The 25,281-nt window shown below is 62.8% G+C and carries 25 protein-coding genes; 4 read left to right on the top strand and 21 right to left on the bottom strand.

The annotated features are described in order from the left end of the window. Positions 1-16 precede the first annotated feature (16 nt). The 4 genes from VGO04_RS21900 to VGO04_RS21885 all read right to left on the bottom strand — a co-directional run bounded on the left by VGO04_RS21900 (position 17) and on the right by VGO04_RS21885 (position 3,010). Positions 17-397 (bottom strand): hypothetical protein, encoded by a 381-nt coding sequence (locus tag VGO04_RS21900; protein ID WP_327498283.1) that lies wholly within the window; start codon positions 395-397, stop codon positions 17-19. A 368-nt stretch (positions 398-765) separates the two neighbouring features. Then, positions 766-1,077: a hypothetical protein gene (locus tag VGO04_RS21895; RefSeq protein ID WP_327498060.1), complete on the bottom strand. Its 312-nt coding sequence runs from the start codon at positions 1,075-1,077 to the stop codon at positions 766-768. Between the two features lie 361 nt (positions 1,078-1,438). Continuing rightward, positions 1,439-2,206, bottom strand: a complete 768-nt coding sequence (locus tag VGO04_RS21890) for an EAL domain-containing protein (protein ID WP_327498059.1) — start codon at positions 2,204-2,206, stop codon at positions 1,439-1,441. A 75-nt stretch (positions 2,207-2,281) separates the two neighbouring features. Further along, entirely contained in the window at positions 2,282-3,010 is a 729-nt protein-coding gene (locus VGO04_RS21885) for a hypothetical protein (RefSeq protein ID WP_327498058.1), read from the bottom strand. A 276-nt stretch (positions 3,011-3,286) separates the two neighbouring features. Here VGO04_RS21885 and VGO04_RS21880 point away from each other — a divergent pair, with 276 nt between their 5' ends. Together VGO04_RS21880 and VGO04_RS21875 are read left to right on the top strand one after the other, a co-directional pair. Further along, positions 3,287-4,669, top strand: a complete 1,383-nt coding sequence (locus VGO04_RS21880) for a sensor histidine kinase (RefSeq protein ID WP_327498057.1) — start codon at positions 3,287-3,289, stop codon at positions 4,667-4,669. Between the two features lie 5 nt (positions 4,670-4,674). Continuing rightward, positions 4,675-5,322, top strand: coding sequence for a response regulator transcription factor (locus tag VGO04_RS21875; protein ID WP_327498056.1), 648 nt, complete (start codon positions 4,675-4,677; stop codon positions 5,320-5,322). A 44-nt stretch (positions 5,323-5,366) separates the two neighbouring features. Here VGO04_RS21875 and VGO04_RS21870 read toward each other — a convergent pair whose 3' ends face one another. Then, positions 5,367-5,879 (bottom strand): hypothetical protein, encoded by a 513-nt coding sequence (locus tag VGO04_RS21870; RefSeq protein WP_327498055.1) that lies wholly within the window; start codon positions 5,877-5,879, stop codon positions 5,367-5,369. A 424-nt stretch (positions 5,880-6,303) separates the two neighbouring features. Here VGO04_RS21870 and VGO04_RS21865 point away from each other — a divergent pair, with 424 nt between their 5' ends. Continuing rightward, positions 6,304-7,410, top strand: coding sequence for a hypothetical protein (locus tag VGO04_RS21865; RefSeq protein ID WP_327498054.1), 1,107 nt, complete (start codon positions 6,304-6,306; stop codon positions 7,408-7,410). Positions 7,411-7,441: 31 nt separating this feature from the next. On the opposite strand, the gene VGO04_RS21860 is transcribed toward VGO04_RS21865, so the two are convergent. The 14 genes from VGO04_RS21860 to VGO04_RS21795 form a co-directional block, all read right to left on the bottom strand. After that, the gene (locus VGO04_RS21860; RefSeq protein ID WP_327498053.1) at positions 7,442-8,524 is read right to left on the bottom strand and encodes a sn-glycerol-3-phosphate ABC transporter ATP-binding protein UgpC; all 1,083 of its coding nucleotides are present in this window, start codon (positions 8,522-8,524) and stop codon (positions 7,442-7,444) included. A gap of 3 nt (positions 8,525-8,527) precedes the next feature. Beyond that, a complete protein-coding gene (locus VGO04_RS21855) occupies positions 8,528-9,574 on the bottom strand; it encodes an NAD(P)-dependent alcohol dehydrogenase (protein ID WP_327498052.1) in 1,047 nt (348 codons plus the stop codon). Between the two features lie 47 nt (positions 9,575-9,621). Beyond that, a complete protein-coding gene (locus VGO04_RS21850; protein ID WP_327498051.1) occupies positions 9,622-10,443 on the bottom strand; it encodes a carbohydrate ABC transporter permease in 822 nt (273 codons plus the stop codon). Further along, positions 10,443-11,303: a sugar ABC transporter permease gene (locus VGO04_RS21845; RefSeq protein ID WP_327498050.1), complete on the bottom strand. Its 861-nt coding sequence runs from the start codon at positions 11,301-11,303 to the stop codon at positions 10,443-10,445. Before VGO04_RS21845 ends, VGO04_RS21850 begins: the two co-directional genes overlap by 1 nt. 90 nt (positions 11,304-11,393) lie before the next feature. Continuing rightward, complete coding sequence (locus VGO04_RS21840; protein WP_327498049.1) at positions 11,394-12,671, bottom strand: sugar ABC transporter substrate-binding protein; 1,278 nt, start codon at positions 12,669-12,671, stop codon at positions 11,394-11,396. A 228-nt stretch (positions 12,672-12,899) separates the two neighbouring features. Further along, entirely contained in the window at positions 12,900-13,832 is a 933-nt protein-coding gene (locus tag VGO04_RS21835) for an AraC family transcriptional regulator (RefSeq protein WP_327498048.1), read from the bottom strand. A 56-nt stretch (positions 13,833-13,888) separates the two neighbouring features. Beyond that, entirely contained in the window at positions 13,889-15,121 is a 1,233-nt protein-coding gene (gene pepT, locus VGO04_RS21830) for a peptidase T (protein WP_327498047.1), read from the bottom strand. 258 nt (positions 15,122-15,379) lie between these two features. Next, positions 15,380-16,192: a 4-hydroxy-2-oxoheptanedioate aldolase gene (gene hpaI / locus VGO04_RS21825; RefSeq protein WP_327498046.1), complete on the bottom strand. Its 813-nt coding sequence runs from the start codon at positions 16,190-16,192 to the stop codon at positions 15,380-15,382. 8 nt (positions 16,193-16,200) lie between these two features. Then, positions 16,201-17,004: a 2-oxo-hept-4-ene-1,7-dioate hydratase gene (gene hpaH / locus VGO04_RS21820; RefSeq protein WP_327498045.1), complete on the bottom strand. Its 804-nt coding sequence runs from the start codon at positions 17,002-17,004 to the stop codon at positions 16,201-16,203. A 4-nt stretch (positions 17,005-17,008) separates the two neighbouring features. After that, positions 17,009-17,878, bottom strand: a complete 870-nt coding sequence (locus VGO04_RS21815) for a fumarylacetoacetate hydrolase family protein (RefSeq protein WP_327498044.1) — start codon at positions 17,876-17,878, stop codon at positions 17,009-17,011. Then, positions 17,875-19,311, bottom strand: coding sequence for a pyridoxal phosphate-dependent decarboxylase family protein (locus VGO04_RS21810; RefSeq protein WP_327498043.1), 1,437 nt, complete (start codon positions 19,309-19,311; stop codon positions 17,875-17,877). Before VGO04_RS21810 ends, VGO04_RS21815 begins: the two co-directional genes overlap by 4 nt. 52 nt (positions 19,312-19,363) lie before the next feature. After that, entirely contained in the window at positions 19,364-20,344 is a 981-nt protein-coding gene (gene hpaD / locus VGO04_RS21805) for a 3,4-dihydroxyphenylacetate 2,3-dioxygenase (protein WP_327498042.1), read from the bottom strand. Positions 20,345-20,376: 32 nt separating this feature from the next. Further along, entirely contained in the window at positions 20,377-21,894 is a 1,518-nt protein-coding gene (gene hpaE, locus VGO04_RS21800; RefSeq protein ID WP_327498041.1) for a 5-carboxymethyl-2-hydroxymuconate semialdehyde dehydrogenase, read from the bottom strand. 63 nt (positions 21,895-21,957) lie between these two features. Continuing rightward, complete coding sequence (locus VGO04_RS21795; RefSeq protein WP_327498040.1) at positions 21,958-22,350, bottom strand: 5-carboxymethyl-2-hydroxymuconate Delta-isomerase; 393 nt, start codon at positions 22,348-22,350, stop codon at positions 21,958-21,960. A 108-nt stretch (positions 22,351-22,458) separates the two neighbouring features. Between VGO04_RS21795 and hpaR the strand changes: the two genes are divergently transcribed. Beyond that, positions 22,459-22,947, top strand: a complete 489-nt coding sequence (gene hpaR, locus VGO04_RS21790) for a homoprotocatechuate degradation operon regulator HpaR (RefSeq protein ID WP_414650581.1) — start codon at positions 22,459-22,461, stop codon at positions 22,945-22,947. Positions 22,948-22,967: 20 nt separating this feature from the next. Here hpaR and VGO04_RS21785 read toward each other — a convergent pair whose 3' ends face one another. Beyond that, the gene (locus VGO04_RS21785; RefSeq protein ID WP_327498038.1) at positions 22,968-23,990 is read right to left on the bottom strand and encodes a phosphotransferase enzyme family protein; all 1,023 of its coding nucleotides are present in this window, start codon (positions 23,988-23,990) and stop codon (positions 22,968-22,970) included. 7 nt (positions 23,991-23,997) lie between these two features. Then, on the bottom strand, positions 23,998-25,278 hold the full coding sequence (locus VGO04_RS21780) for an aspartate aminotransferase family protein (RefSeq protein ID WP_327498037.1): 1,281 nt from the start codon (positions 25,276-25,278) through the stop codon (positions 23,998-24,000). Positions 25,279-25,281 lie beyond the last annotated feature (3 nt).

Below are 25,281 nucleotides of genomic sequence, written 5' to 3'. Positions count from 1 at the left end.
TGTCTGGTCCTCGGCATCATTCGCATTCAAGTTTTGGCTGGCGGAAGTTGGTGATGTACCAGCGGCCATGCTGCATGCGCGCGTAGAAGGTGTAGAAGCATTCCTGCTCTTCGACGTAACCGGGTGTCGAGTATTCCTCGTAGCGCATTCCGCGCCGGGTGTCTCTGATTTCGCCGCTCGACGTGCCGGCGACGACATTCGTCGAGATCTTGCGCCACTGATAGGCTCGCTCGTTCCAATTCAGATCGAGAACGTTGGTCGGTGGGCCGTAGTCGATGATGACGGATTCAACCGGCTGGCCGATATAGTTTTTCATCGTATCGGACGCACAACCGGCAATGAAGAGGGTTGCGGCGGCAATGCATGCTAGGGCGCGAAGGCTTTTGCTGAAGAACATGATGGATCCCGGTCTCTTCCACGGCGTGTCGCGAACGGCCAGAGCCGCCGTGGTGGTGATTGCCTGCATCGCAGGATCCGGTGCGGATCCACGACGTCCGAGCGATTAACCGGCAGCTAAAGCGTCAAGATTACAGGGACATTGCGCGTGAGCCGCAGCCAAGTCCCTCCGTGCGCAGCCGATCGCCGGTGCACGGCTCGAAAAGACCTGGTGTGAAGAGAGCAGGGGAGTGCGCCGCAAATCATCGCGGCGGAAATCAAGCGACGAGCGGAGAGATTGAGCCGTAGCCATTCGCTCTCATCAGGCTCAACTCTGCGAGACAAGCTGGAAGCCATAAAGGCGCGATGGTCTGAAGGCGGTCGAGGCCGTCAGGCGGCGCGATCCGTGTTTCTCGCTGACATGGTTTCCTTCGGAGCCGCCGCATAGACCAGTCCTGGCTGAACGATCCACTCGCCGGGCCGCAGTGCCTGGACGTCGAGGCCGCCATCCGGACGCCGCGGCGCCACCCCGACGAAGCGGTAGGGCTGGCCGTCCTGATCCGTCACGGTCTCGCGTATCGCCTGGTCGCCCAGCGAGCCAATCACGGCACCCTCGGGTTGGGCATTCGCCAGCACGAAGTACTCGGTGGGAAGACGTCGGCTGGTCCTGGCGCTGAGTTTGAACCCATGCTTGAATTTCATTGTCTTGCTCGTTGCGGCGAAACCCTGGATCCGGGATAGCCGGCGCCGGTTGCTTCGCACTCTTGTGTGTCGTCGTCGTCGCTCAGCCGGCGATGGAAATCCCGCTGGCGCACATCAGGTCGATAGCTGTGTATCGGTGAACCGTGCCGCAACGCCGGGCGTTCAGGCGGCAAGGCGCGTCTCAAGCCACCGAAAAGCGGCGTCATGAAGGCAAAACGGAAAGAGGTTATCCTCGCGCCAAGCTGTCCATGTCGGCGCCGCCTTCGGTCTCACCATGGAGCCACGGATCGACATCTGAAATCGCTTGGGAAAGCGGGGTCGCGGTATAAGGAAAACATCAGGCGAGGGGTATCGTCCGTCGTCAGCACAGCATCGCATTTCGAGCGTGGTGGGCCACACCCCCAAACAGCGGGCTAAGGGTCGGCTCCGACAGCAGGAACCCTTGAACGTGGCTTGCGCCCGCTGCCTGCGCGGTTTCGAACTGGGCGTAGGTTTCGACGCCTTCGACAATCACGACCGGGGCGACGCAAGAAGCAAGGCCGACCATGTGCTGGAGGAACCGTCTGGCCTCACTGCGTCCAAGCCGCAAAAAGAAGCCGTCGATCTTTACGATGTCGACGGGCAAGGACAACAGCGCCTCCGGCGTGGAAAAACCCGTTCCAAAATCGTCGACGGCAATCCGGTAGCCGAGATCGCGCAGGCTTTGCAGAAACTTTCCGGCCGCGGGATGGGCCGAAATCGGCAGGCTTTCGGTCAATTCGAGAACGAGGCGCGGCGCGAGCGAGGCGTTCGCAACGAGCAGGTCGAAGAGAAGCGCGCGGTTGCGCTCGTTCGAAATGTTATCTGCGGATATGTTGCAGCCGAGGTCACCGCACGGATGGCACGCCAGCCAATCGAAGGCGAGGGTGAGCATGTGCCGGTCGAGGGCCGCGACACGGCCAGCCGCCTCGAGATAGCCGATGAATTCGCCGGCGGTCATGATCACGCCATCCGGCTTGACCAGCCTTCCGAGACATTCCGAGTAAAGGATCTGGCCGACATCGGCGACAGAATTGACGTGCTGCAATGAAAAGCCGACCCGGCCGTGCGTGGCTGCCTCATTGAAAACGTCGAGAACGCGATCGTACATCTGGAGATCCAAGAAAGTGGCCGGACTCGGTTTCGCCGCCGGCAGCCGCACGTCGCGGCTGCCGGCGGCTCGTTGTTATTGCACGGGTTCGACTTCGGGGTCGGTCTCGTCCGAATTCGGTGGCGGGAGCGTGTCGCGGATCTCGTCGATCTTGCCTACGGCTGGTCCGACGCCAAGAATTCCCTTGGCTTCATCAACCATGTCGTCGCTTACCACGCCGTCCTTGGTGAAGCTCGCCAGCGCCTCGCGCAACGCTTCATCGCTCAAAGCCGGATCAGCGGGAATGGCGTCCGTGCCGTTCTCGGCCTCGAACTCTGCATAGGCGATCGCGTAGGCGGAAACCGCGGCCATCTTCGGATCGTTCGAGTTCAGGTAAGCGTGGTAATTGCGATTGAGCGAGCGGAACCCTGGGGTGGATCCCGGCGTGGCGACGGGCTCAAGCACCGGGTCCGTGACAAGTGTTGCCGATTTTGCCGGCTTCTCGGCCTTTGCGGCCTTCGACGCTTTCACGCCGTTGTTGGACCTCTGCGACTTGTGGTGCGATCGTCCTCCGTTGTCGTCGTTCTTCACGCCCTTGGTTTCGCGCCCACCGCCCGATTTTCCGTGACCGGAACGGCTTTCGTGGCCGCTGCCACCGTTGCCGCCACTATGGTCGCTGCCGCCACGGTCGCTGCCGCCACCCCCTCCGCCATTGCCACCCTTGGCATAGGCCGCGTCGACGAGCCAAGCGGTGCCGCCGGCAAGCGGCGCGACCGCCAGCGTCAGGGCCAACATGCTCCGGGCGACGATGTTTTTGATAGCCATCAGGACCTCCATAACGTCTGTATAGGCCTCCCTTCGCGAACGAAGGCAGCCGGTTTTGATTTGGCGAGGATATCTGTGTGCCCCGGGCGGTGCCATCTGCCCCCGACCATTGCCGCGCCACCTAGGACTTAGGTCCGAGCGGGCCGCCTCAAAGGTCCGACCGGAAGGGCGCCGGGGACGATACGGTTGACGACCGCATGAGAGTGGCTAGGGTGCCGCGGCCTTGCTACAATCGTCGCGCCGCAAGTGAGCCGGCGGCCCGATCCGAGAGACCTGGTGCGCGTCAATCAACTCATCACCCGCTGGAATTCACAATCTCTCGCCAGGCAGTTCCTGCTCATCGGGGGCGTGGTGGCGGCTTTTGCCATGTTGCTGGTCGGTGCTTTCGTTTCCAACCGCATCGAGGATGCGGTGACGCAAAACTCGGCCGCGACAACCGCACTTTATGTCGACAGCGTCATCGCGCCGCTGTTGCCGGATATGCAAAGGAACGAGGTGCTCGACGAGACCGTCGCGCGCGCGCTCGACGAGACGCTCGGCCAGGGAGCGCTCGGCGATCGGTTGCTGTCGTTCCGGCTCTGGCGGGCGGACGGCACCGTGCTTTACGCGAGCGATCAGGCGACGGTTGGGACGAAGGCCGAGCTTGGCGACGAATTGCGGATGGCCTTTTCGGGCCGGATGGTCGCGCGTTTCGATCAGGGCGGTGATACCGGGGAGGGGCAGGCCAGCGTTCCAGCGCTTGCGATCTACAATCCTGTGCTGCAGCCCTGGTCCGGGCAAGTGGTCGCCGTTTCGGAGTTTCACGAAGTCGCCAACGACTTTCAGCAAAGTCTCAACCGGGTTCGTCTTCACACCTGGCTTGCTGTTGCCGCCTTCACGCTTGCCTTTTTCATTGTCCTGTCGGCCATCGTCCTGCGGGGAAGCAAGACGATCGAGAGCCAGCGCCATGCGCTCAAGCAGCGTGTCGATGAGCTTTCGACATTGCTTGCGCAGAACGAGACCTTGCGCGGTCGCCTCCAGCGGGCATCGCAACGTGCGACCGCGCTGAACGAAAGTTACCTCAGACGGATCGGCGCCGACCTGCACGACGGTCCCGCTCAACTGGTGGCCTATGCCTCCTTGAGACTGGACAGCGAGACCCTGAAGAACGACAGGACGCCGGCCACCGCGCGCCAGCGCGAAATCGGCGCGATCAGGGCAAGCCTGGATGAAGCGATGCAGGAGATCAGAACGATCTGTGGCGGCCTTGTCCTGCCGCAGATCGAAACGGCCGGGCTTACGGAAATCCTGCAGCGCAGCGTCAAGGCGCACCAGCAGCGTACGGGCGTGACGGTCGAACTCTCCATGACCAATCCTCCAGACCGTTTGTCGCAGGCCGCAAAGATCTGCATATACCGGTTCGTGCAGGAAACGCTCAACAACGGGTTTCGTCATGCCGGTGGTGTTGGCCAGCGCGTCACGCAGTGGGTGGATGGCGACCGCGTCACGATCGAGGTCGCTGACGCCGGACCCGGTTTCGACCCGGACAAGGTTCAGCCCGTGAGCCTCGGGCTTGCCGGATTGCGGGAACGGATCGAAAGTCTCGGCGGAACATTTGAACTTATTGTCGATGCAGGCGGGACGACCGTTCGCATGACGACCAGCATCAAGGAGATGTGACGAGCATGGTGGCAGAGATACGCGTTGCCGTCGTTGATGATCACCCCCTGTTTCGCGAAGGGGTCACCCGCAGCCTGTCGGAGATCGCCGGGTTCGAGATCGTTGCGGAGGGCAGCTCGAAGGATGATGCGATCAGCATTGCCGGGGCCCTCGCGCCGGACGTGATGCTCATGGATATCTCGATGCCCGGTGGCGGGCTCGATGCCATCTTGGCCATTTTGGACATTGCACCGTCGCAGAAGATCATCATGCTCACGGTTTCCGAAGACGGTGACGATGTAACGGCCGCACTCGATCGCGGTGCCACCGGCTACGTGCTCAAGGGCGTCGGCGCGACGGCGCTCGCCGACATCATCCGCACGGTCGCTGGCGGTGAGCGTTACGTGGCGCCCAACCTGTCGGCCAAGCTTCTTTCCAGCCGAAGTTCGCCGGCGGCGGCATCCGGCAAATCCAGCCTCGTCGCCAGCCTGACGCCGCGTGAAAAGGAAGTTCTGCAGCTGGTGGCCGCGGGCATGAGCAACAAGCACGTCGCCATCGAGCTCGATCTGCAGGAAAAGACCGTCAAGCACCACATGACCCAGATCATGACAAAACTGGGTGTCGGCAATCGCACCGAAGCGGCCATGGTGCTGCGCGATGCCCGCGAAGCGTAGACGTCCGTTGTCGCAAATCGCCACGCACCACGGCGCGGCAGGTGTTAGTGCGCGAGCGCCTGCAGGCGCTGCTTGTCGGCTGCCGTCGCACGGCGATTGACGATGGTGCGACCGCGCGCATCTTTCATGATGTAGCGCCCCTTCGTGATCACCTCGCTGATGCCGCCCTTGTGGCGGACACCTACGCCACTATCGTCGTCGGGCTCCTTCGTGGAACGCGATGCTTTGGAGTTGCTGCCGGAACTGTTGCTGTTGGAACTGCTGTTCCCCTTCCCTCCACTGTTCCCACCGCCGCCATTGCCACCACTATTGCCGCCGCCATTGCTGCTGCCGCCGCCGTTGCCGCCACCATTGCCCCCTCCGCCTCCGTTTTCGTTTTTGGCAAGCGCAACGGTTTCCGTGATAGCGACGCCGGCGGCCGTGACGGTGATCTTGTAAGGCAAAATGGTGGCCAGGAGAAAAACCGTCGCCCAGAAGAGCGCGGCAAAAAACGTTCGGGGCATGGCGACGATCAAACCTCTGGAATCCCTTTTGCGCGCCCGGCTGGTGCGGCCCATCGCCGGTCCGGCGGCAGAAAGACTAGACTTTGCCCACGGCCGGCGCGACCAGTCAACGCGTGTCTTTGGCGAACGGCCGAGACCGGACCTTTCCCCGCGCATGGCCGGACATTCGTCGGAGTTCGATAGGACCAAGGTCCGTGGTTTCGGACCCCGTTGCGCCGCGCGATGGGCGCACAGCTACGCATAGAGCAGAGCAGGCCGCCGGTGCCGCAAATTTACGGTATGCGGAGTGTATCGTTTCATTTGGCCATATTCTCGACACCGAGATCGGTGACGTCTCCGGCAGGCTGGGAACACCCGGCGCTCATCGAGCGCCCGCTCTTGCGTCTTGTTCGGGATGCGGGGGCGGGCGTTTTGCGCCTATTGAAAGATTACTCGCTTGCCGCACGACATATCGCCCGGGCACGTCAAGAAACGCATTGTGCTGCACTTTCCAGGCTTCGAACCTCTGGATGCGGTCAAGCATCAGGCCCGCTACAACCGGTCGGCGTTGAAGACGGCCGAGCTTCAGGATTTCGAGGTCCAGGTCGGACCGGTCCAGATCGACGGACCTAGCCGCTACTTCGACGTGGACAGCCAAGGCGACGATTGGCGCACGTTGAGCCGCGTCTATGTCTTCGACCACGACGATATCGTCAGGAACCTGAACAGCCGGCCGACGCTGCAACGGATCGCGGGTGGATTTCTAAGCGCTGCCCGCGTCGTCTGGGAGGGCGCCGCCTTGTCCTATTTCAGGCATGCGTGGCGTTTCGGCTTGTTTTTCGTTTTCCCGTTCCTGCTTGTGGCGATCGGGATTGCCCTGAGCCTGCTGATCGGTACCGCGCCCTATTGGCTTGCGCTGGAGTCTTCGCTTCTGGTCTTGAGCGCAATCGTGGCTTACGTCTTCTTCTTCAAGCTATTTCTTCCCTGGTCTGACAGATGGCATACCTTGCATCTCTTTTCCGATTGGGAACTGGCCGTTGCCGTTGCCCGCATGGAAAAACCGTATTTGGCGCAATGGGTTGAGTATAACCTGGCGTCCGCGCGGGCTGCTCTCAGCGAGCCGGCCGACGAATACGTCATCAGTTCCCACAGCATGGGCTCGAGCATCGCCACGCAGGTAATCGGCGCCCTGGTTGAGAGAGAGCCGGACCTGTTTGCAGGAAAGCGCGTCGTCTTCGTCACGCTCGGTGGCGCGATCCTGCAATGCGCGCTGCTTCGCTCCGCTGAGGTCTTGCGGGCCCGGGTCGGCGCGATCGCCCGGGTGAAGGAGATCTTCTGGTTCGATGTCCAGTGCCTGACCGATGCGATCAATTTCTACCGATGTCCGGTCGTCGCTCTTGCCGGGCATCGCGACGCGCCGCAGCCGCCGATCGTCTACATAAGGCTGAAGCACCTGCTTTCAGCCGACCGCTATCGCCGGATCAAGCGCGACTTTCTGCGGGTGCACCGGCAATATGTTCTGGATGCCGATGTTCCCGCGTCCTTCGATTTCACGCTGATGACAGCCGGACCGCAGCCAGCCGCGTCCTTCGCCAGCGCGGCTTAACGATCAGCCTGCTACGGACTGATCGTCCGGCTCACGACGTCAGCAACGAGAGGCCGCTCTCCCGATCGAAGAGATGCAGGCACTCCGGTTCGATCCCGAAGGATACGACATCGCCTGGCTTCGGGCAGGCGTTGGCCTTGACCAGCGCGCCGATTTCCTTGCCGCCAAAGAGGAAGGTCACGAGCGCGTCGTTGCCGTGAAACTCGACAAGGTCGGCGGTGCCGGAGATGCGGTTGATCCCCTCTGCTGCGGCCCGGAGATCAGCCGGGCGTACTCCGAGTACCAATTTCTGCTCGTGACGAAGGGAAAATCTCTCAAGCGGGATCGAAAAGTTGCCGCCGTCGCTGCGCAGTAGCCATCCGCCCTCCGTCTTTTCCGCGGTAGCGTCAATGAAGTTCATGTTGGGCGTGCCGATGAAGCCGGCGACGAAGAGCGTGCGTGGGCGTTCGTAGATTTCAGCGGGTGTGCCGACCTGCTCGATCGCACCGCCTTTCATCAAGACGATCCGGTCGGCAAGCGTCATCGCCTCCAACTGGTCGTGGGTCACATAGATGGTCGTGGTCTTCAGTTTCTGATGCAGCCGCGCAATCTCGACGCGCATGTGGTTGCGGAGTTTCGCATCGAGGTTCGAAAGCGGCTCGTCGAAGAGGAAGACGCGCGGCGTCTTGATCATGGCGCGGGCGATGGCGACGCGCTGCTGCTGACCGCCCGATAATTCGGTGGGCTTGCGGGTTAGGTAAGGATCAAGCCCCAGCGTCGCAGCCACGGCGCGGATGCGCGTGTCGATCTCCGCCTTCGGCACCTTCATGCGCTTGAGCCCGAAGGCGATGTTGTCGTAGATCGTCATGTGCGGGTAGAGCGCGTAGTTCTGGAACACCATGGCGACGCCGCGGTCGCGTGGCGGCAGGTCGTTGACCGTGCGGCCGCCGATCGACACCGTGCCGCCGGATATGTCTTCAAGACCGGCGATCATGCGCAAAAGCGTGGATTTTCCGCAGCCGGACGGACCGAGAAACACGATGAATTCGTGGTCGGCGACATCGAGGTTGAAGTCGCTGATGACGTTGACGGCGCCATACTGCTTGTCGACGCTGGAGCAGATGATGTTTGCCATGGCTCAATCCTTTCCGCTGTCCACGAGGATTTGCAGCTTGATGTCCGTCGGCCGGGCCGAGGCGGCTCGCTCGAACGCCTTTATGCTGTCTGCAAACCGGAAGGTTTCGGTGATCAGCGGCTTCAGATCGACCTTGCCCGAAGCGATCAATTGCAGCGCCCGATCGAAGATGTTGGCGTAGCGGAACACCGTCTCGATGCGGACCTCCTTGGAGATTGCACCCGGTACGTCGAACTGGACGGCTTCGACCGGCAGCCCGACCAGCACCACGGCACCGCCGGGGCGCACAAGATCGAAGATCCCGGCAAAGGCCTTGGCGCTGCCGCTCGCCTCGAAGATGACATCGGCGCCCCAGCCGCCGGTTTCCGCGGCGATGACATCGGCGAACGCGCGTTCGGCAATGTTGACCGGGGTGATGCCGGGATATTGCGCGGCGATCGCCAGTTTTTCGGCGCTGAAGTCGGAGATGAAGACACGGCTGCAGCCGCCGGCAAGCGCCGCCAACGCCACCATGATGCCGATCGGCCCGCAGCCGATGACCGCGGCGACGTCGCCCGGTGCAATCTTCGCACGGGCGGCAGCCTGCATGCCGATGGCGAAGGGCTCGACCATGGCGCCCTCGGCAAAGGAGACATTGTCGGGCAGCTTATAGGTGAAGGCGGCCGGATGGACCGTGAAAGGCGCCAGCACGCCGTGCACCGGCGGCGTCGCCCAGAAGCGCACCTTGGGATCGACATTGTAGATGCCGAGCTTGGAGGCGCGGGACGAGAGGTCGGGAACGCCCGGCTCCATGCAAACGCGGTCGCCGACTTCAAGCGTTTCGACATTGCTGCCGACGGCGACGACCGTGCCGGCCGCCTCATGCCCGAGCACCATCGGTTCGCGCACCAAATAGGGGCCGATCGCGCCGTGGGTGTAGTAGTGCACGTCGCTGCCACAGACGCCGACCGTGTGGATGGCGATCTTGACGTCATCGGGGCCGAGTTCCAGCGGGAGATCGATCTCCCGGAGCGCGAGCTTGCCTTTTTGCTCGAGGACCAATGCTTGCATGAAGGAATTCCTTGTTTTTCCAGTCTCGGGTTTCACGGTCTTGGGTTTCATTGCGTCTTGCGCTTGAAGGCGCTGTTGAGCATGCCGCTCAAGACCCCGATGAAGAGCAGCGGCGGGATCGACAGCAGCACGACAGAGGCGTTGAGAATGCCCCAGGGCACGTCACGGCCGAGCTGGGTCAGTTCGGAGGCGACGATCGGCAGCGTCTTGGCGTCCGACGTCGTCAGCATCAGCGCGATCAGGAACTCGTTCCAGACGAGCACGAAGGCAAAGGCGACGGCACCGATCAGCGAACGAAGCGCAATCGGCAGCGCGATCAGGAAGAAGATCGCATAGGGGCCGTAACCATCGACGCGGGCAGCCTCTTCGACTTCCTTCGGCACCCGGGCAAAGGCCGGGACGCTCAGCCAGATGATGGTTGCAAGCGTCAGCAACAAATAGGTGACGATCATCGACAGGCGCGTGTCGTAGAACCCGAAGTCGAGCCAGATCACCATCAGCGGAATGGCGATCGCGACCGGCGGCAGGAAGCGCAGCGACAGCACGAAAAACTGGATGTCGCGGGACCAGCGGTTGGGATAACGCGCGATCGCGTAAGCTGCGGGCAGGCCGAGCACCGCGCCGATGAGGACCGCAGCACCGGATATCAAGAGCGAATTGACAAGACCGGCAAAGACGCTTTCACGGCCAAGCACATAGGCAAAGTTGTCGAGCGTCGGCTCGAAAAGGAAGAGCGGTGTCGGCGTGACGATGTCGACGCGATTCTTGAAGGCGTTGAGCGCGGTCCAGAACATCGGAAAGACGGCGGAGAAGGCGGCAAGGCCAAGGATCAGCCGGCCGACGAGGCGGCCAAGGGTATGGGCGGTCATCACTGAACCCTCTTCCAGATGAAGGTGAAGGCGATCGAGGTGGCGATCATCATCAGAACGGCCATGCTGGAGGCGTAGGAGATACGGCCGGACTCAATGAAGCCTTGCGAGAAGGCGTACATGTCGAGCGTTTCCGTCGCGATGCCGGGGCCGCCGCGGGTCATGACGTAGATCAGGTCGAAGGCGCGCAGCGACTCGATCATCTTGACGAAGGCGAGCGAGATCAGCGGCGCCTTCAGCATCGGCAGCGCGATGAAGGCATAGATCTCCCAGGTGCGCGCATGGTCGAGCTTTGCTGCCTCGAAGGGTTGTGGCGGCAATGTCTCTAGCAGCTTCAGCACGATGACGGCGAAGAACAGGCCCCATTGCCACACGTCCACCAGGGCCACGGTCGCAAGTGCCGTTGCCGGATTGGAAAGCAGGTCGAGCGGCTGGCCGGTGATCGCCTTGTAGGGGTAGGTGGCGATGCCATAAAGCGGATGGAACGCGAACTTCCAGACGAAGGCAGCCGAAACGCGTGGCAGGATGACCGGCACCAGAAACAGGAGCGCGAGCAGGTTGCGCGTGCGCGGTGAGACGCATTCGAACAGCAGTATGCCGAGGCCGACAGCGATCAGCAGCGTCATGCCGACCGTGACCGCTTCCCATGTCAACGAAACGCCGATCGCGTTGATGAAGCGCCGGTCCGAGAACAGGTCGATGTAGTTGGCGAAACCGACGAGGCTGCCGTCGGGACGGCTGAGCTCCCGGTTCTGGAAAGAGATGTAGATCGCATAGGCCGTCGGCACGAGGGCGAGAACGGCGAGGATGCCCATGGCCGGGGTAAGGAACACCGCCGGCAGGCTGTTTTTTTGGCTCATGTCATGACGTCCTGCGGCTTGTCACGCCGATGGTGCGGCGGTCCACCGGCGCGGCTATTCGCCGGCCGATGGACCTCGGGAGGAAAGGCGTTACTGGCTGCGGGCAACCAGGTCCTTGGCAAAGCCGTCAAGCTCGTCGAGGCCTTCCTTGATGTCGCTGCGCGTTCCCGTGATCAGCTCTTCCAGGATGATGCCCCAGCGGTCGCCGAGATCGGGCCATTGCGGGCTCTGCCAGAAGTTGACGGCGGTGACTTTGCCGGTGTCGGCAAGCGCCTGGCCGAGATCCGGACCGTAGAGCTCGGCGAATTTTGGGCTGGTCATGATACTGGTGCGGTTGAGCTCGCTGAACTGTCCGGCTTCAAGCCGCCGGGCCTCGTTCTCCTTCGATGTCGCCCAGGCAACGAACAGACCGGCGCAGGCCTTGGAAGCCTCATCCTTGTTGGCCTTCATCCCGATCGCGAGACCATGGCCATAGCCACCGCCCGTCAGCGGTGCCGGCGGCGGCAGGTAGCCGACCTTGCCGGCGACCTTGGAGGATTTCGGATCGATCGCCATGCCGACCAGCGGGGTGGATTCGATCAGCATCGCCACCTGGCCGGAAGTGAAGGCGCCGACCGCCTCGTCCCAACCACCGGTCTGGCTGCCCGGTGCCGAGTACTTGAACAGTTCGAGATAGGTTTCGGTCGCCTTGACCGCCTGTTCGCCGTCAAAGACCGGCGTCTTGCCGTCGAACCAGTTGCCGCCAAACCCCTTGAAGAAGGGCATCCAGCGCCAGACATTGGCGCCGGAACCGCGCTGGCCGCGAAGGGCCGTGCCGTAGATGCCCTGGTCGGGCTGGTTGAGCTTCTTCACCGCGGCGACGTATTCGTCGAGCGTCTTCGGCGGAGCAATACCGGCGGCTTCCAGCAAGTCCTTGCGGTAGACCATCAGGTCGCCGCCGCCGGTGACCGGCGCAAACCAGACCTTGCCGTCATAGGTCGCGACCTTCTGCCGGCCGGGATCGAAGTCGGCATAGTCGTAGTCCGCAGGATAATAGTCCATCAGCGGCGCGACCCAACCGGCGGACGCAAACAGCGCCACATTGGCCTCGTCGATGTAATAGACGTTGTACTTGCCGATCGTCGAGGCGTCGGCCTTGGTCTTGGCGCGCCGGTCGTTTTCATTGAGGTAATCGATCTCGAAGGATGCGCCGCCCGAGAGCTTCTCGAATTCGGACTTGTAGTCCTCGAGCAGCGTCAGCCCGTCGCGCGGCTGGGCGAGCACCTTGATCGTGCCGGAGCATTCGGCCGCGACCGCGACAGTCGTCAGGCCGGTGGAAAGAAGGCATGCGAAGGCAATGCTCGAAACGAGCGTCTTGGCTTTTGTCATTGTGAAAAGACCTCCCCAGGTCTGCGATGCGCGCCGGATACTCCTCAGATCCAGTGCGCTTTCCTCATAGCGAACCGTTTCGCTGAGTTCGATGATAGGCCTTACGGTCGGCCGAACTAGCGTGCGTGATGCGGTGAATCTGTACTTTCTTGCGCGTATCCGCTCGCAAAGGACTATTTGCAGCGCAGCAAATGCAAGGATTCATCGCTGACGCCTGAGCGTGGCGCCTTAAGAGCGGGAGGTTCGGCGTTGGCTGGTTAGCCGCCTATAGGCCGATGGCGTCATCTTGTGCTGGCGCAGGAAGGTGCGGTTGAAGTTGGAGATGTTGAGGTAACCGACCTCGAAACAGATGTCGGTAATCGGCATGTCGGTTTCGGCAAGCAGCTTGCAGGCCTGCCAGATGCGCAGCTTGTTGACGTGGTCGGTAAAGGTATTGCCGGTGTTCTTCTTGAAGAAACGGGAAAAGGCCGTTTCGCTCATGCCGGCCTGCCTGGCAAGATCGGCCAGATGAATGTCGGTCGCGATGTTTTCGTAGATGAAGGCCAGAGCGCCGCGCAGCACGTCAAGCGATTGCTGGTCGAGCTCTGGCGCGAATTCCGGCGAGGAGAGCAACTCGTATTCCTCGGTGTTGACCAGAAGGTCGAGCAACTGGATGAACAGCGAGAAGCGCGAGAGCCCCTTAAGGCTGCCCATGCGTTCGATCAGATCGGCGCCTTTGGCGCGGGCATCGCCATGAAACACCAGGCCGCGTTCGGCGCGGGCGAAGAAGGCTTCGAGCTCGGCAAATTCCGGCAAGGCGTCGGTGATCTCGCGCATGCGGTCCGGATGGAACTGCATGACGATGTCGCGGCCTTCGATGATTTCGTCGGGCGCGGTGACCGTCACCCAGTCATGCGGCAGGTTGCTGCCGATGACCGTGAGGTAGCCCGGGCCAAACTGGCCGATATGGTCACCGACGAAGGCAAGGCCCGAGGCTTTCCGGATCAAGTGGATCTCGATCTCCGGGTGGAAGTTCCAGACGTTCCGTTCCCAGGGATAGTTGTCGAGACGCCAGAGGAATGTCTCGTTGACGCCGGTGACGATGTGCTCGAAGGTCGGCGGGTTGGTCGCAAGCGAAGCGGCCTTGGCCGGCGCCCGCCTGGAGCTTCGCGCCGTGCTCATAGCCAGATCTCTCCCAGCGAAATGCCGATTGCCGCCTCCCTTGGCAGACCTTTGCCTCAGGCGCGCTCCGCCCAGATCTTCGCCAGTTCGACCAGGGTCCTGACGCTGCGCTCCATGTCCTGGCGGCTGACCCATTCGAGCGGCGAGTGGAAAGCATGTCCGCCGGCGAACAGATTGGCCGAGGGCAGGCCCATGAAGGAAAGCCGCGACCCGTCGGTGCCGCCGCGAATGCTGCCGCGCACCGGCTGCATGCCGGCGCGGCGGATCGCTTCGATCGCATTCTCGACGATCTCTGGATGCTGGTCGAGCACCGCTTTCATGTTGCGATACTGCTCTTTGACCTCAAAGCTGTAGGTGGAGCCCGGGTAGGCGGTCATCACGTCCTTGACGATCGCCTCGAGCATGGCCTCCTTCTTGGTGAGGCCCGCCTCGTCGAAATCGCGCACGATGAAGCCGAGCTGTGCCTTGTCCATCGAGCCGGTTACCCCGGTCGGATGCACGAAGCCGTTGCGTCCCTCGGTGCCCTCGGGCGATACGTCGCGCGGTAGCCGGCTAATGATTGCGCCGGCGATCTTAATGGCGTTTTCCATCTTGTCCTTGGCAAAGCCCGGATGGATGGCAACGCCGTGAATGACGATCTCGACGCCATCGGCGGAAAAGGTCTCGTCCTCGATATGGCCGGCTGTCTCGCCGTCGACGGTGTAGGCAAATTCTGCACCGAGCTTCTTCAGATCCACCTTGTCGACACCGCGGCCGATCTCCTCATCTGTGGTGAAGAGCAGCTTGATCGTGCCGTGCTTGATTTCGGGATTGTCGACGAGGATCTGCGCCGCCGTGACGATTTCGGCGAGGCCGGCCTTGTCGTCGGCGCCGAGCAGCGTGGTGCCGTCGGTTGTGACGATGTCGTTGCCGATCTGGTCGCTGAGAACAGGATGGTCGGCGACCCTGATGACCTGCTGCGGATCGCCCTTCAGCTGGATGTCGCCGCCCTGGTAGTTCGATAGGATCTGCGGCTTGACGTTCGTTCCGGTGAAATCGGGTGCAGTGTCCATGTGCGAGCACCAGCAGATGACCGGCACCGGCTTGTCCACATTCGAGGGAATGGTCGCGTAGACATATCCGTTCTCGTCAAGATGCGCGTCGGCAAGACCGATCTCAAGCAGTTCCTCGACGAGGACGCGACCGAGGTTCTTCTGCTTTTCCGTGGAAGGCTGTGTCTTCGACTTCGGGTCGGACTGGGTGTCGATGACGACATAACGGAGGAAGCGGTCGAGGACGGTATCGGTCATGAGCGGGATCCAATGCTGGTGGGCGTGGAACCGCTATACTCCCGCGTCACGATTCCTCAAACCGGATTCGGTGGAGGGAATGTCGAGGCTATCGGCCCACGCCTGTACCATCTGGTGGTCGACAAGGCGGCCCGCGTCGACATCTGAAAGCGCCTCGAGCGCCAAACGGCGTCGGCTCTCTCGGTTCCATCTGCATCTCCTCTAGTTAGATTGCATCATGGCGATTGATCCCGATTAAGTCGATTGACCGAGCGCGCTTCAGTAAGTTCCGCCCGACCGCCCCGTCGTTCCGGCATCGCCACTGCCACCTTTGAATTCCGCGGCCAGCTTCGAAGTCGCGCCGACCAGCAGGCTGACGTCGTTGCCGACGGCGACGAAGATGGCGCCGAGTTCGAGGTAGCGGCGCGCGAGGGCCTGGTCGGACGTTAGAATGCCGGCCGCCTTTCCATGCGACTGAATGCGAAGCAGCGCCGCCTCGACCGCTTCCTGCACTTGCGGCGCACCAGGCTTGCCGAGGAAACCCATGTCGGCGGCAAGGTCGGCCGGGCCGATGAAGACGCCATCGACGCCGTCGGTGGTGGCGATTTCGTCGAGGGCGGCAAGACCAGCGCGGCTTTCGATCTGCACGAGCAGGCAGATCTCGTCATTGGCCGTCTGCAGGTAGTCGGGGATGCGGTTGAATACAGACGCCCGGGCAAGGGCGGCGCCGACGCCGCGTACGCCGTGCGGCGGATAGCGCACCGCTCGTACCAGGGCCCGGGCCTGTTCGGCGCTTTCGACCATCGGCACCAGCAGCGTCTGCGCGCCGATATCAAGGATCTGCTTGATCATCCAGGTTTCGCCGATGGGGGGGCGCACGATGGCGTGGCTCGGCGACGCCGAGAGCGCCTGAAGCTGGGCTGCCAAAAGTGGGACGTCGTTCGGCGCGTGCTCGGCGTCCAAGAGCAGCCAGTCGAAGCCGGCACCGCCGCAGACCTCGGCGGTGTAGGGATTGGCAAGCGCCAGCCAGAGCCCGATCTGCGGGCGTCTGTCGATGAGGGCTTGTTTGAACAGGTTGCGGGGAGCGGGCATGATCTGTCCTATTCGAAGAAGCAGCTGACGGTGCCGGAAGGACCGAAGTCGGCGACGATCGTGTCGCCATGGCGGGCCTCGACCGGGCGGATGAAGGAACCGGCCAGCACGATCTGTCCGGCCTCTATCCTATCGCCGTAGAGTGCCAGACGATTGGTAAGCCAGGCGATGCCGCGGGCCGGATGATTGAGCACGCCGGCGCCAAGCCCGGTCTCCTCCACCTCGGCATTGCGCGAGACGATCGCGCCCATCCAGCGCATGTCGATCGCATCGGGCCGCATCTGCCGGCCACCGAGAACGATGCCGGCATTGGCGGCGTTGTCGGAGATGGTGTCAACGATGGTGCGCGCCTTCTTCGTTTCGGGATCGACCCTGAGAATACGTGTATCGAGGATTTCGAGCGCCGGTGTCACGTAGTCCGTCGCGTTCAGCACATCGAAGACGGTGACGTTGGGACCTGCAAGCGGCGCCTTCATTACGAAGGCGATCTCGGCCTCGATGCGCGGCTGGATGAAGCGGTCGCTGGGGATGCGCGCGCCGTCCTCGAACTGCATGTCGTCGAAGAGCACGCCGGAATCGGGGATGTCGATGTTGAGCGCATATTGCATCGCCTTGGAGGTCAGCCCGATCTTCCAGCCGATCACCCGACGCCCCCGGGCAATCTTCTGCTTCACCCAGGCGGCTTGCACCGCATAGGCGTCGTCCATGGTCATTTCAGGATGTTTGAGTGACAGCAGCCCGGTCTGGACACGCTCGCGTTCGGCGGTGTCGAGGGCGATGGCCGCCGCCTCGATCTGGGACTTTTCGAGCATGACGTCAGGCCTCGTCGGCAATTGGGTTGATGAGCGTGCCGATGCCTTCGGCCTCGACCTCGACGACATCGCCAGGCTTCAGCCAGATCGGTGGATCGAAGCGGGCACCAGCGCCGGTCGGCGTGCCGGTGACGATGACGTCGCCAGGAACCAGCGTCGTAAAAGTCGAGACGTAATTGATGATCTTGCGGAAGGAGAAGATCATCCGGCTGGTGCTGTCCCGCTGACGTATCTCGCCGTTTACTCGGGTTTCGAGCCTGATGTCGGCAAGTTGCGCTTCGTCAGTGAAAGGCACCAGCCACGGGCCGATCGAACCGGTGCGATCAAAATTTTTGCCCTGGGTGACGTTGAACTTGGCGTGTCGCACCCAGTCGCGGATCGTACCCTCGTTGCAGAGTGAGAGAGCCGCGATATGGTCGAGCGCGCTAGACTCGGGAATGCGGCGGCCGCCCTTGCCGATGATGATGACGATCTCGCCTTCGTAGTCGAGCTGCGGGCTCTCGGGCGGACGGATCAACGGCTGTCCGTGGCCGGTAAACGAGCGCGGAAAACGGATGAACAGCGAAGGGTTGGAAGGGGCTGCCTGACCGTCCTTGTACTCTTCGTTGCGGTCGGGGAAGTTGACGCCGACGCAAATGATCTTTTCCGGTGCCGGCACCGGGATCTCGTAGCGGATGTCGTCGAGCGAGATGTCCGGCGACATTCCCGCCGCCTCGTCGGCAAGCTGGCCAAGGGCGCCGGCCTCGATCACTTCGCGCAGCGTCGGGAAGGTCGATCCGTATCGCTTGGAGAGGTCGATTAGACCGCTGCCGGAGACGAGGCCGTATCCCTGCCTGCCTCCAGCTGAAAAGGTGACGAAACGGGGAGGGGTCATTGGGAAGCCTTCTCTTTCTCGGAATGCCCGCCGAGCGTTGCGGCGACTTCGACGATCACGTCGAAGGCCGTATTTGCATCCTCTTCCGTCATGTCGAACTGGCCGGCCTGGAAGCGGATCGCGACGCGACCGTCGACGCGGGTCTGGGTAAGGTAGATGCGGCCGTCGTCATTGATCGCATTAACGAGTGCGATGGTGTGGGCGTCCGAATCCCCTTCGCTCACATGCCGGAACGAGAACAGCGACAGCATTGGCTCGGTAACGATCTCGAAATCCGCGTGGTCCGCCAGCCGTCGGGCAAGCCTCTCCGACCAGCGCACGTGGTTGCGGATCATCGTCTGCAGACCAATAAGGCCGTGGAAACGCAGCAGGAACCAGAGTTTCAGCGCGCGGAACCGCCGCCCGAGCGGGATCGTCCATTCGGAATAGTTGATGATGCCGTCGCGGCCGTGGGTCTTCAGGTATTCCGGCTGGATCGCCAGTGTCTTTACCAGATCATCCGGGCTGCGGATGAAGTGCGCCGAGCAATCGAATTGCGCGCCCAGCCACTTGTGCGGATTGAAGACGACGGAGTCGGCATCCTCGACGCCGGACCAGAGCTCGCGGAACTCTTCGCAGATCATCGCGGCCCCGGCCCAGGCGGCATCAACATGGACATAGAGACCATGGGCGTGGGCGACCCGCACCACCTCGGCGATGTCGTCGCAGGCACCCGTGCTGGTGCCGCCGGTGCAGGCAATCACGCCGGCCGGCAACAAGCCCGCAGCTTTGTCCCGGACGATAGCCGCTTCCAGTGCGCCGGTATCCATCGCCCTGCGCGGCCCCTTCGCCGGGATGCGCACGAGGTTCTCCTCGCCAATGCCCGAGACCCAGATCGCCCGGTCGATCGAGGTGTGGACCTGGTCGGAGGAGTAGATGCGCAGTTGCTGCTGGCCGGAAAGCCCCTTCTTGTTGCCCTGCCAGCCGAGCGCCTTTTCGCGCATCACCAGCACGGCCGACAGCGTCGCCGAAGAGGCGGAATCCTGGATGACGCCGGAAAAGCCTTCGGGCAGGCCGATCGCCTGCCGCAGCCAGTCGATGACCTTTGTTTCGAGTTCGGTCGCTGCCGGCGAGGTCTGCCAGAGCATGCATTGCGCGGCCATCGCGGTCACGAGGTACTCGGCGACGACCGAGACCGGCGCCGCGTTCGCTGGGAAATAGGCGAAGAAACGCGGATGCTGCCAATGGGTCATGCCCGGCAGGATGATCTTCTCGAAATCCTCGAAGATCGCTTCCATATCCTCGCCCGTCCGCGGCGGTTGCGCCGGTATCTGGGCGGCAATCGCGCCCGGTGCCGTCTGGGCCCGAACCGGCCGGTCGCGCAGCGACGCCCGATAGTCCGCACCCCACTTCGCCGCCTTCAGCGACCACTCGCCAAAACTCTTCTGATCCATATGCGTCCTCCCGCCTGCTCTCTGGCTCTACCCGATCCCTATCTCCAAACCGTCAAGGCGCGACGATCGGTTGGGCCTTCAGGATCGAGTCCCGGATCTCGGCGCCGGCAAAGACGCTGCCTTCCTCGAACCAGGATTTTGGTGCCGGCGCACCCCAGAGTGTCTGGCGCTGCGGGTCCTTCAGGTCCCACTTGATCGGCTCGAGATCCGGATCGACGGTCTGGTAGTCGGAGCAATAGATCTCGATGCGGTGTCCGTCCGGGTCGCGCACATAGAGGAAGAAGGCGTTGGAAATGCCGTGGCGGCCGGGGCCGCGCTCGATGTTGGCAAGCCAGCCGGAGGTCGACATCAGGTCGAGCAGGTCGATGATGTTGAGCGGTGTCGGCACCCAGAAGGCGGTGTGGTGCAGGCGCGGCCCGCGACCGTTGGTAAAGGCGATGTCGTGCACGCCGCCCTTGCGATGGGTCCAGGCGGCCCAGAGGCGTCCGGTCTCTTCGTCGGCGGTGTATTCCGTCACCCGGAAGCCGATCTCGTTGTAGAAGGCGACGGCTTCGTCGACATTGGGCGAGAAGCAGTTGAAGTGGTCGATGCGCAGCGGCTTGACGCCGCGGTAGAGCGCGTACTTCTGATGGATTGGCGGCAGGCGGTCCATCTTCGAATAGAATTCGAGCGGGATGCCCTGCGGATCCCGGGTGCGGAAGGTGCGTGACTGGTAGGGGCGCTCGATCCACTCGACCGGCAAGTCTTTGCCTTTAAAGAAATGCGCGGCCTTTTCCAGATCCTCGTCGCCATAGACCTTGAAACCGAGGTCGCGGGCTTCTGCGCTCGCCGCCTTTTTCAGGATGATGCAGTGGTGGCCGCGCTCCTCCATGGCCCGCAGGTAAATCGTGTCCGCCGTCTCGTCGGTAACCTGCAGGCCGAGCACGTCGACATAGAAGGCGCGGGACTTGGCAAGATCGGTGACGGCGAGCTCCACATGGCTCAGCCGCACGATGTTGAAGGGCGGATAGAGGTTCGGTTTCGGCAAGGGCATTGATGTCTCCTCCAGATTTTCCGCCAGCGCGCTCAGCCGCCGAGCTTGGCGATCGCATGCGCCGAGCTGGCAAAGGCGATGTTCTTGGTTTCCATGTAAAAATCGAACGACCAGTCGCCGCCGTCGCGGCCGATGCCTGAGCTCTTGACCCCACCGAAGGGGGTCGGCAGGTGGCGCACGTTCTCTGAGTTTACCCAGATCATCCCTGCTTCGAGGTGATCGGTGAAACGGAAGGCGCGGGTGACGTCCGATGTCCAGAGATAGCCGGTCAGGCCGTATTGCGTGTCGTTGGCAAGCGAAAGCGCTTCCGCTTCGTCCTTGAAGGAAATGGCGGTCAGCACCGGTCCGAAGATCTCCTCCTGGGCGATGCGCATGCCGTTGTTGGCGCCGGTAAAAAGCGTCGGGCTGACGTAGCAGCCGCCGCCCGGGCCGGCGAACGTCTCGCCGCCGGCCGCAACGGTGGCACCCTCCTCGCGGCCGATGCGGATATAGTCGAGCACCTTCTTTTCGTGCACCGGATGGATGAGCGGACCGACGACGGTTTCCGGATCAAGCGGGTGGCCGACCTTGATGCGCTTCGCCTTCTCGGCGACGAGCGCCGTGAAGCGATCATAGATGCTGTCTTCGACGAGCAGGCGCGAGGACGAGGTGCAGCGTTCGCCGTTCAGCGAATAGATCATGAAGACGGCGGCGTCCGCGGCGCGCTCGAGATCGGCGTCGGCAAAGACGATGACAGGGTTCTTGCCGCCAAGTTCGAAATGGACGCGTTTCAGCGTGTCGGCGCCCTGCTTCATGATCATCGAGCCGGTGCGGCTTTCGCCGACAAAGCCGATCGCCTTGATGGCGGGATGTTCGGTGAGCGCCCGGCCGGCTTCTTCGCCGAAGCCGTTGACGAGGTTCCAGACACCCTTCGGCAGCCCGGCTTCCTCGGCGATCTCGACCAGCAGCCGCGCGGTCAGCGGCGAGAATTCCGCCGGCTTGTGCACGACCGTGCAGCCGGCGGCAAGTGCGGGCGCAATCTTCCAGGTCGACAGCATGAAGGGCGTGTTCCATGGCGTGATGATGCCGACCGGGCCGATCGGCACCCGCGTCGTCATGTTGATCTGGTTATCGCCGCGCAGCACCTTGCCGTCGCGCGCTTCCGGCGCCCGGTCGGCAAAGAAGCGAAAGTTTTCCGCGCCCCGCAGCGCCGCCTTCGCCATGAACTTTAGCGACTGTCCGGTATCCATGCACTCGACGAAGGCAATCTCTTCGGCCCGCGCAACGATCGCGTCGGCTATTTTATGCAGCAGCTTCTTGCGCGCCTCGCCCGGCATTGCGGCCCATTCGGCGAAAGCGGTCTTGGCGGCCTTTGCCGCCCGGTCGATATCGGCAGCCTTGCCGCGGGCGACCCTTGCGAGCGGCTTCAGGTCAACGGGCGAGATCGTCTCGAAGGTCTCGCCGTCAAGCGCCGGCACCGCCTCGCCGTTGATGTGGTTGAGCACGCCTTCGCTCTTGAAGCGGGCGAGGTAGCGTTCCGCCTTGGCGAGGTTTTCGTCGAGCTTGGACATGATGTTCTCCGATGCCGGCGCGAACTCGTTTCGCGCGCTGCTGTCGTTGGGGTGCGGCGGCGGCTAGCCTTTGGTGGCGCGCAACCGGGGGTGAATGGCGTTTTTCTTCCAGCTCAGTTCCGGATCGATCTCGCGGATCTCGAGGCTGAGGGCAAAATGCGGCGTCTCGAAAAGCGTCGCGAGTTCATCGCTGACGGCCTTGAAGATGGCGTCGCCCGTGGCCTTCTTTTCGGCATCGCTACGGCCGCGACCGATGCGAAAGGACATGTCGATGAAGCCATTCTCCGGCAAAAGGTCGGCGATCGCATAGTCGGCGCTGCGGATCGTGCGCACCCTGACGGCGCCGAGTTCGAACAGGCCGGTGCCGAGAATGGTCGCGTGCACCGTGCGGCACAGCTTGGCAAAGTCGATGCGGCGGTCGAGATTGCCGGAATATTCGATTGTCAGATGCGGCATCTTTCCTCCCGATGCGCTCTCATATATTTAACATGTTAACAAGATTGCCGATGGTGTCAAGCTGTTGGATGCCGGCACCTGTGTTCGCCAATTGCAGAACGAGCGAAAATGTCCGATAGAACGCCCATGAGCAGCGACAAATATTCTGATGATCTTGGCCACGACGCCCTTCTGCCGCACAACACGCGCCGATCGCTGCCGATCGCCCTGTTGCGGGCACGTGAAGCGGTCATGGCCCATTTCCGTCCGATGCTGGCGCGCCACGACATTACCGAGCAGCAATGGCGGGTGATCCGCATCCTCGCCGAGGCCGGCCGGGTCGATGCATCCGAAATGGCCGACAAGGCCTTCATCCTGGCGCCGAGCCTGACGCGCATCATTCGATCGCTCGAGGAGCGTGGACTTATCACCAAGCACAAGGACGCCGATGACGGCCGGCGCGTGCTGCTCGAGATCGCGCCCGAGGGCATGCGGGTGATCGCCGATGTCAGTCCGGAGAGCCGGGCGATCTATAAGCAGCTTGAAACGCGGTACGGTCGCGACCGCGTCGAAGTGCTGCTCGATATGCTCGACGAGCTTGCAACCCTCAACGACTGACCTGTTCGGCCCCAGGCTCGTCATCTCAGGCCCAGCTCCGCAGCAAGCGCCAGCGTCTCGTCGGCGTAGCGCAGGACGCGCTCACCCGCGCCGGGTAGTTCGGGGCGCGCCGCGAACCAGCCGATGTAAGTCAGACTGCGTAGCACGAGAAACAGCGGCAGAGCGGAGTGCGCCGCGTCCGAGAAATCCCGGCCAGTGCGATAGCCCGATATCAGCGCTGCCTCGATCGTGTCGTAGGCCGGTTCGCGCCTGTTCTTCAAAAGCGCGGTCGCCAGATCGAACAGCCGGTAGCCGTAGCCCGCATCGTCGAAGTCGATGAATTTAACCCTCATGTCGCCGGCCTTGTGGTCGACCAGCACGTTCTCGCGCACGAGATCGGCGTGGATCAATCCGAAGTCCCGGGCCGGGGCGGGCAGGGCCGCCAGGCATTGCGAGAGTTCGAGGCGCAGCGTCGACAGCGCCGATGCCTGCACTGCGGACAGGCCTTCGCAATCCCAGAACCGGCCCCAGAGCGGGCGGTCTCCAAGCAGGCCTTCTTCATCCCAGGTCGCGCGCCAGAAGCCTTCGGGCGGCGTCCAGCGATCGGCAAGATTGTGCATCGCGGCCATCGCGGCGCCGAGCGCCGAGAAAATCTCGACAAGCCGCTCGGGCGATTGGGCCAAGGGTTTCCCGCTTTCACCCAACGGCTCCCCGTCCACCCAGTCGATGACATCGGCATGCTGCGCGGCAAACGCTTGCCTTGGGGGCAGGGGAACGAGCAGTTGTCCGTTCCTCGAAGCGATCGGTTGCGGCACCGCGAGCCCGCCGTCGGCGAGCGCCGCCATCCATTGCAGTTCCGAGCGCAGCGCCGCTTCGGCGTGGTAGCCGGCGCGATGCAGCCGAAGTGCTGCCGGGCGACCGTCGGCGAGGCGAACGCGAAATACCGCGTTTTCGCGGTACTTCAGCAAATCCGGCTTTTGCTCAGCGACGCCCCAATGGGCGAGCGCCTGACGCGCCCGGTCGTCGAGCGCATCCCGAAAGGGCTTGGGCAGGTCCGCCGACATCCGCCGCTCACAGACCCGAAAGCACGTCGTCGAGTGTCGACAGCATGAGATCGGCATTGTCGCGCGTAAATGGCATCGGCGGCCGGATCTTCGTCGTGCACTGGTGGATGCCGAGCTTGCCCATCAGCACGCCGCGCTCGCGCATGTCGTTGATGACTTTGGTCGCAAGCGTGCTGGCCGGAGTCTTTTGGTTCCGGTCGGTCACCAGTTCGGCACCGAAGAATAGGCCGCTGCCCCTGATATCGCCGATCACACCATGCTTGTCGGCAAGCCGGGTAAGGCCTGCCTTGGCATAGGCACCGACATTGTCGGCATTCTCGATCAGTTTCTCGTCCTCGATCACATCGAGCACGGCCATGGCCGCCGCACAGGAGACCGGATTGCCGCCAAACGTGTTGAAGTAGCGAAACGCATTGCGGAAGGCGTTGAGGATGTAGGCGCCCGCGACCACGCCGCCGATCGGGTGACCGTTGCCCATCGGCTTTCCGAGCGTGACGACATCAGGGACGATGCCCGCTTTCTGGTGTCCCCACATGTGCCCGCCGGTACGGCCGAAACCCGGCTGGACCTCATCGGCAATCACAAGGCCGCCGGCCTTCTTGACGGCGGCGACCGCTCCGTCGAGGAAGGCCGTGGGCAATTCCGGAAAGCCTTCATTGGCGAAGAAGGGATCGATGATCAGCGCCGAGAAGCCGTGCGGGCTTTGCTCAAGCGAGGTGATCGCCTCTTCCACCTTGGCGGTAAACGCCGCGGCAAAGGCGGCGCCCGGCTCGCCGCCGAGCGGCCGGTAGCTGTCGGGTGCCGGCACGTGACGGACATGGCCACCGAAGCCGCCGACCGGCGGCATGCGGGTCGAAAGCTGCGACACCGCCGCGGTGTTGCCGTGATAGGTATGGTCTGTGGCGATCACCCCGGTCTTGCCGGTTACGGCTTGAGCCATGCGCAGCGCCACGTCGTTCGCCTCGCTGCCCGTACAGGTCAGGATCGCCGTGTCGAGGCTTTCGTCGAAGGTGGCGGTCAGCCGCTCGACATAGTCGAGAATGCCTTCGTGCAGATAGCGGGTGTGGGTGTTCAGCATCGATGCCTGCCGGGCGATCGCCTCGGTCACCCGCGGATGGCAATGGCCGACATGCGGCACGTTGTTGTAGCCGTCGAGATAGCGGCGACCGTCGGCGTCAAAAAGCCAGACGCCTTCGCCGCGCACCAGATGCACCGGCTCCTCATAGAACAGCGACATGTTGCGCCCGAGCAGCCGCTCGCGGCGCGCGATCAGGTCCCGATTGTCCATCCC

The sequence above is a fragment of the Ensifer sp. genome, assembly GCF_035999185.1.
Taxonomy (GTDB): Bacteria; Pseudomonadota; Alphaproteobacteria; order Rhizobiales; family Rhizobiaceae; genus Ensifer.
This window is presented reverse-complemented; position numbering and strand designations above follow the sequence as displayed.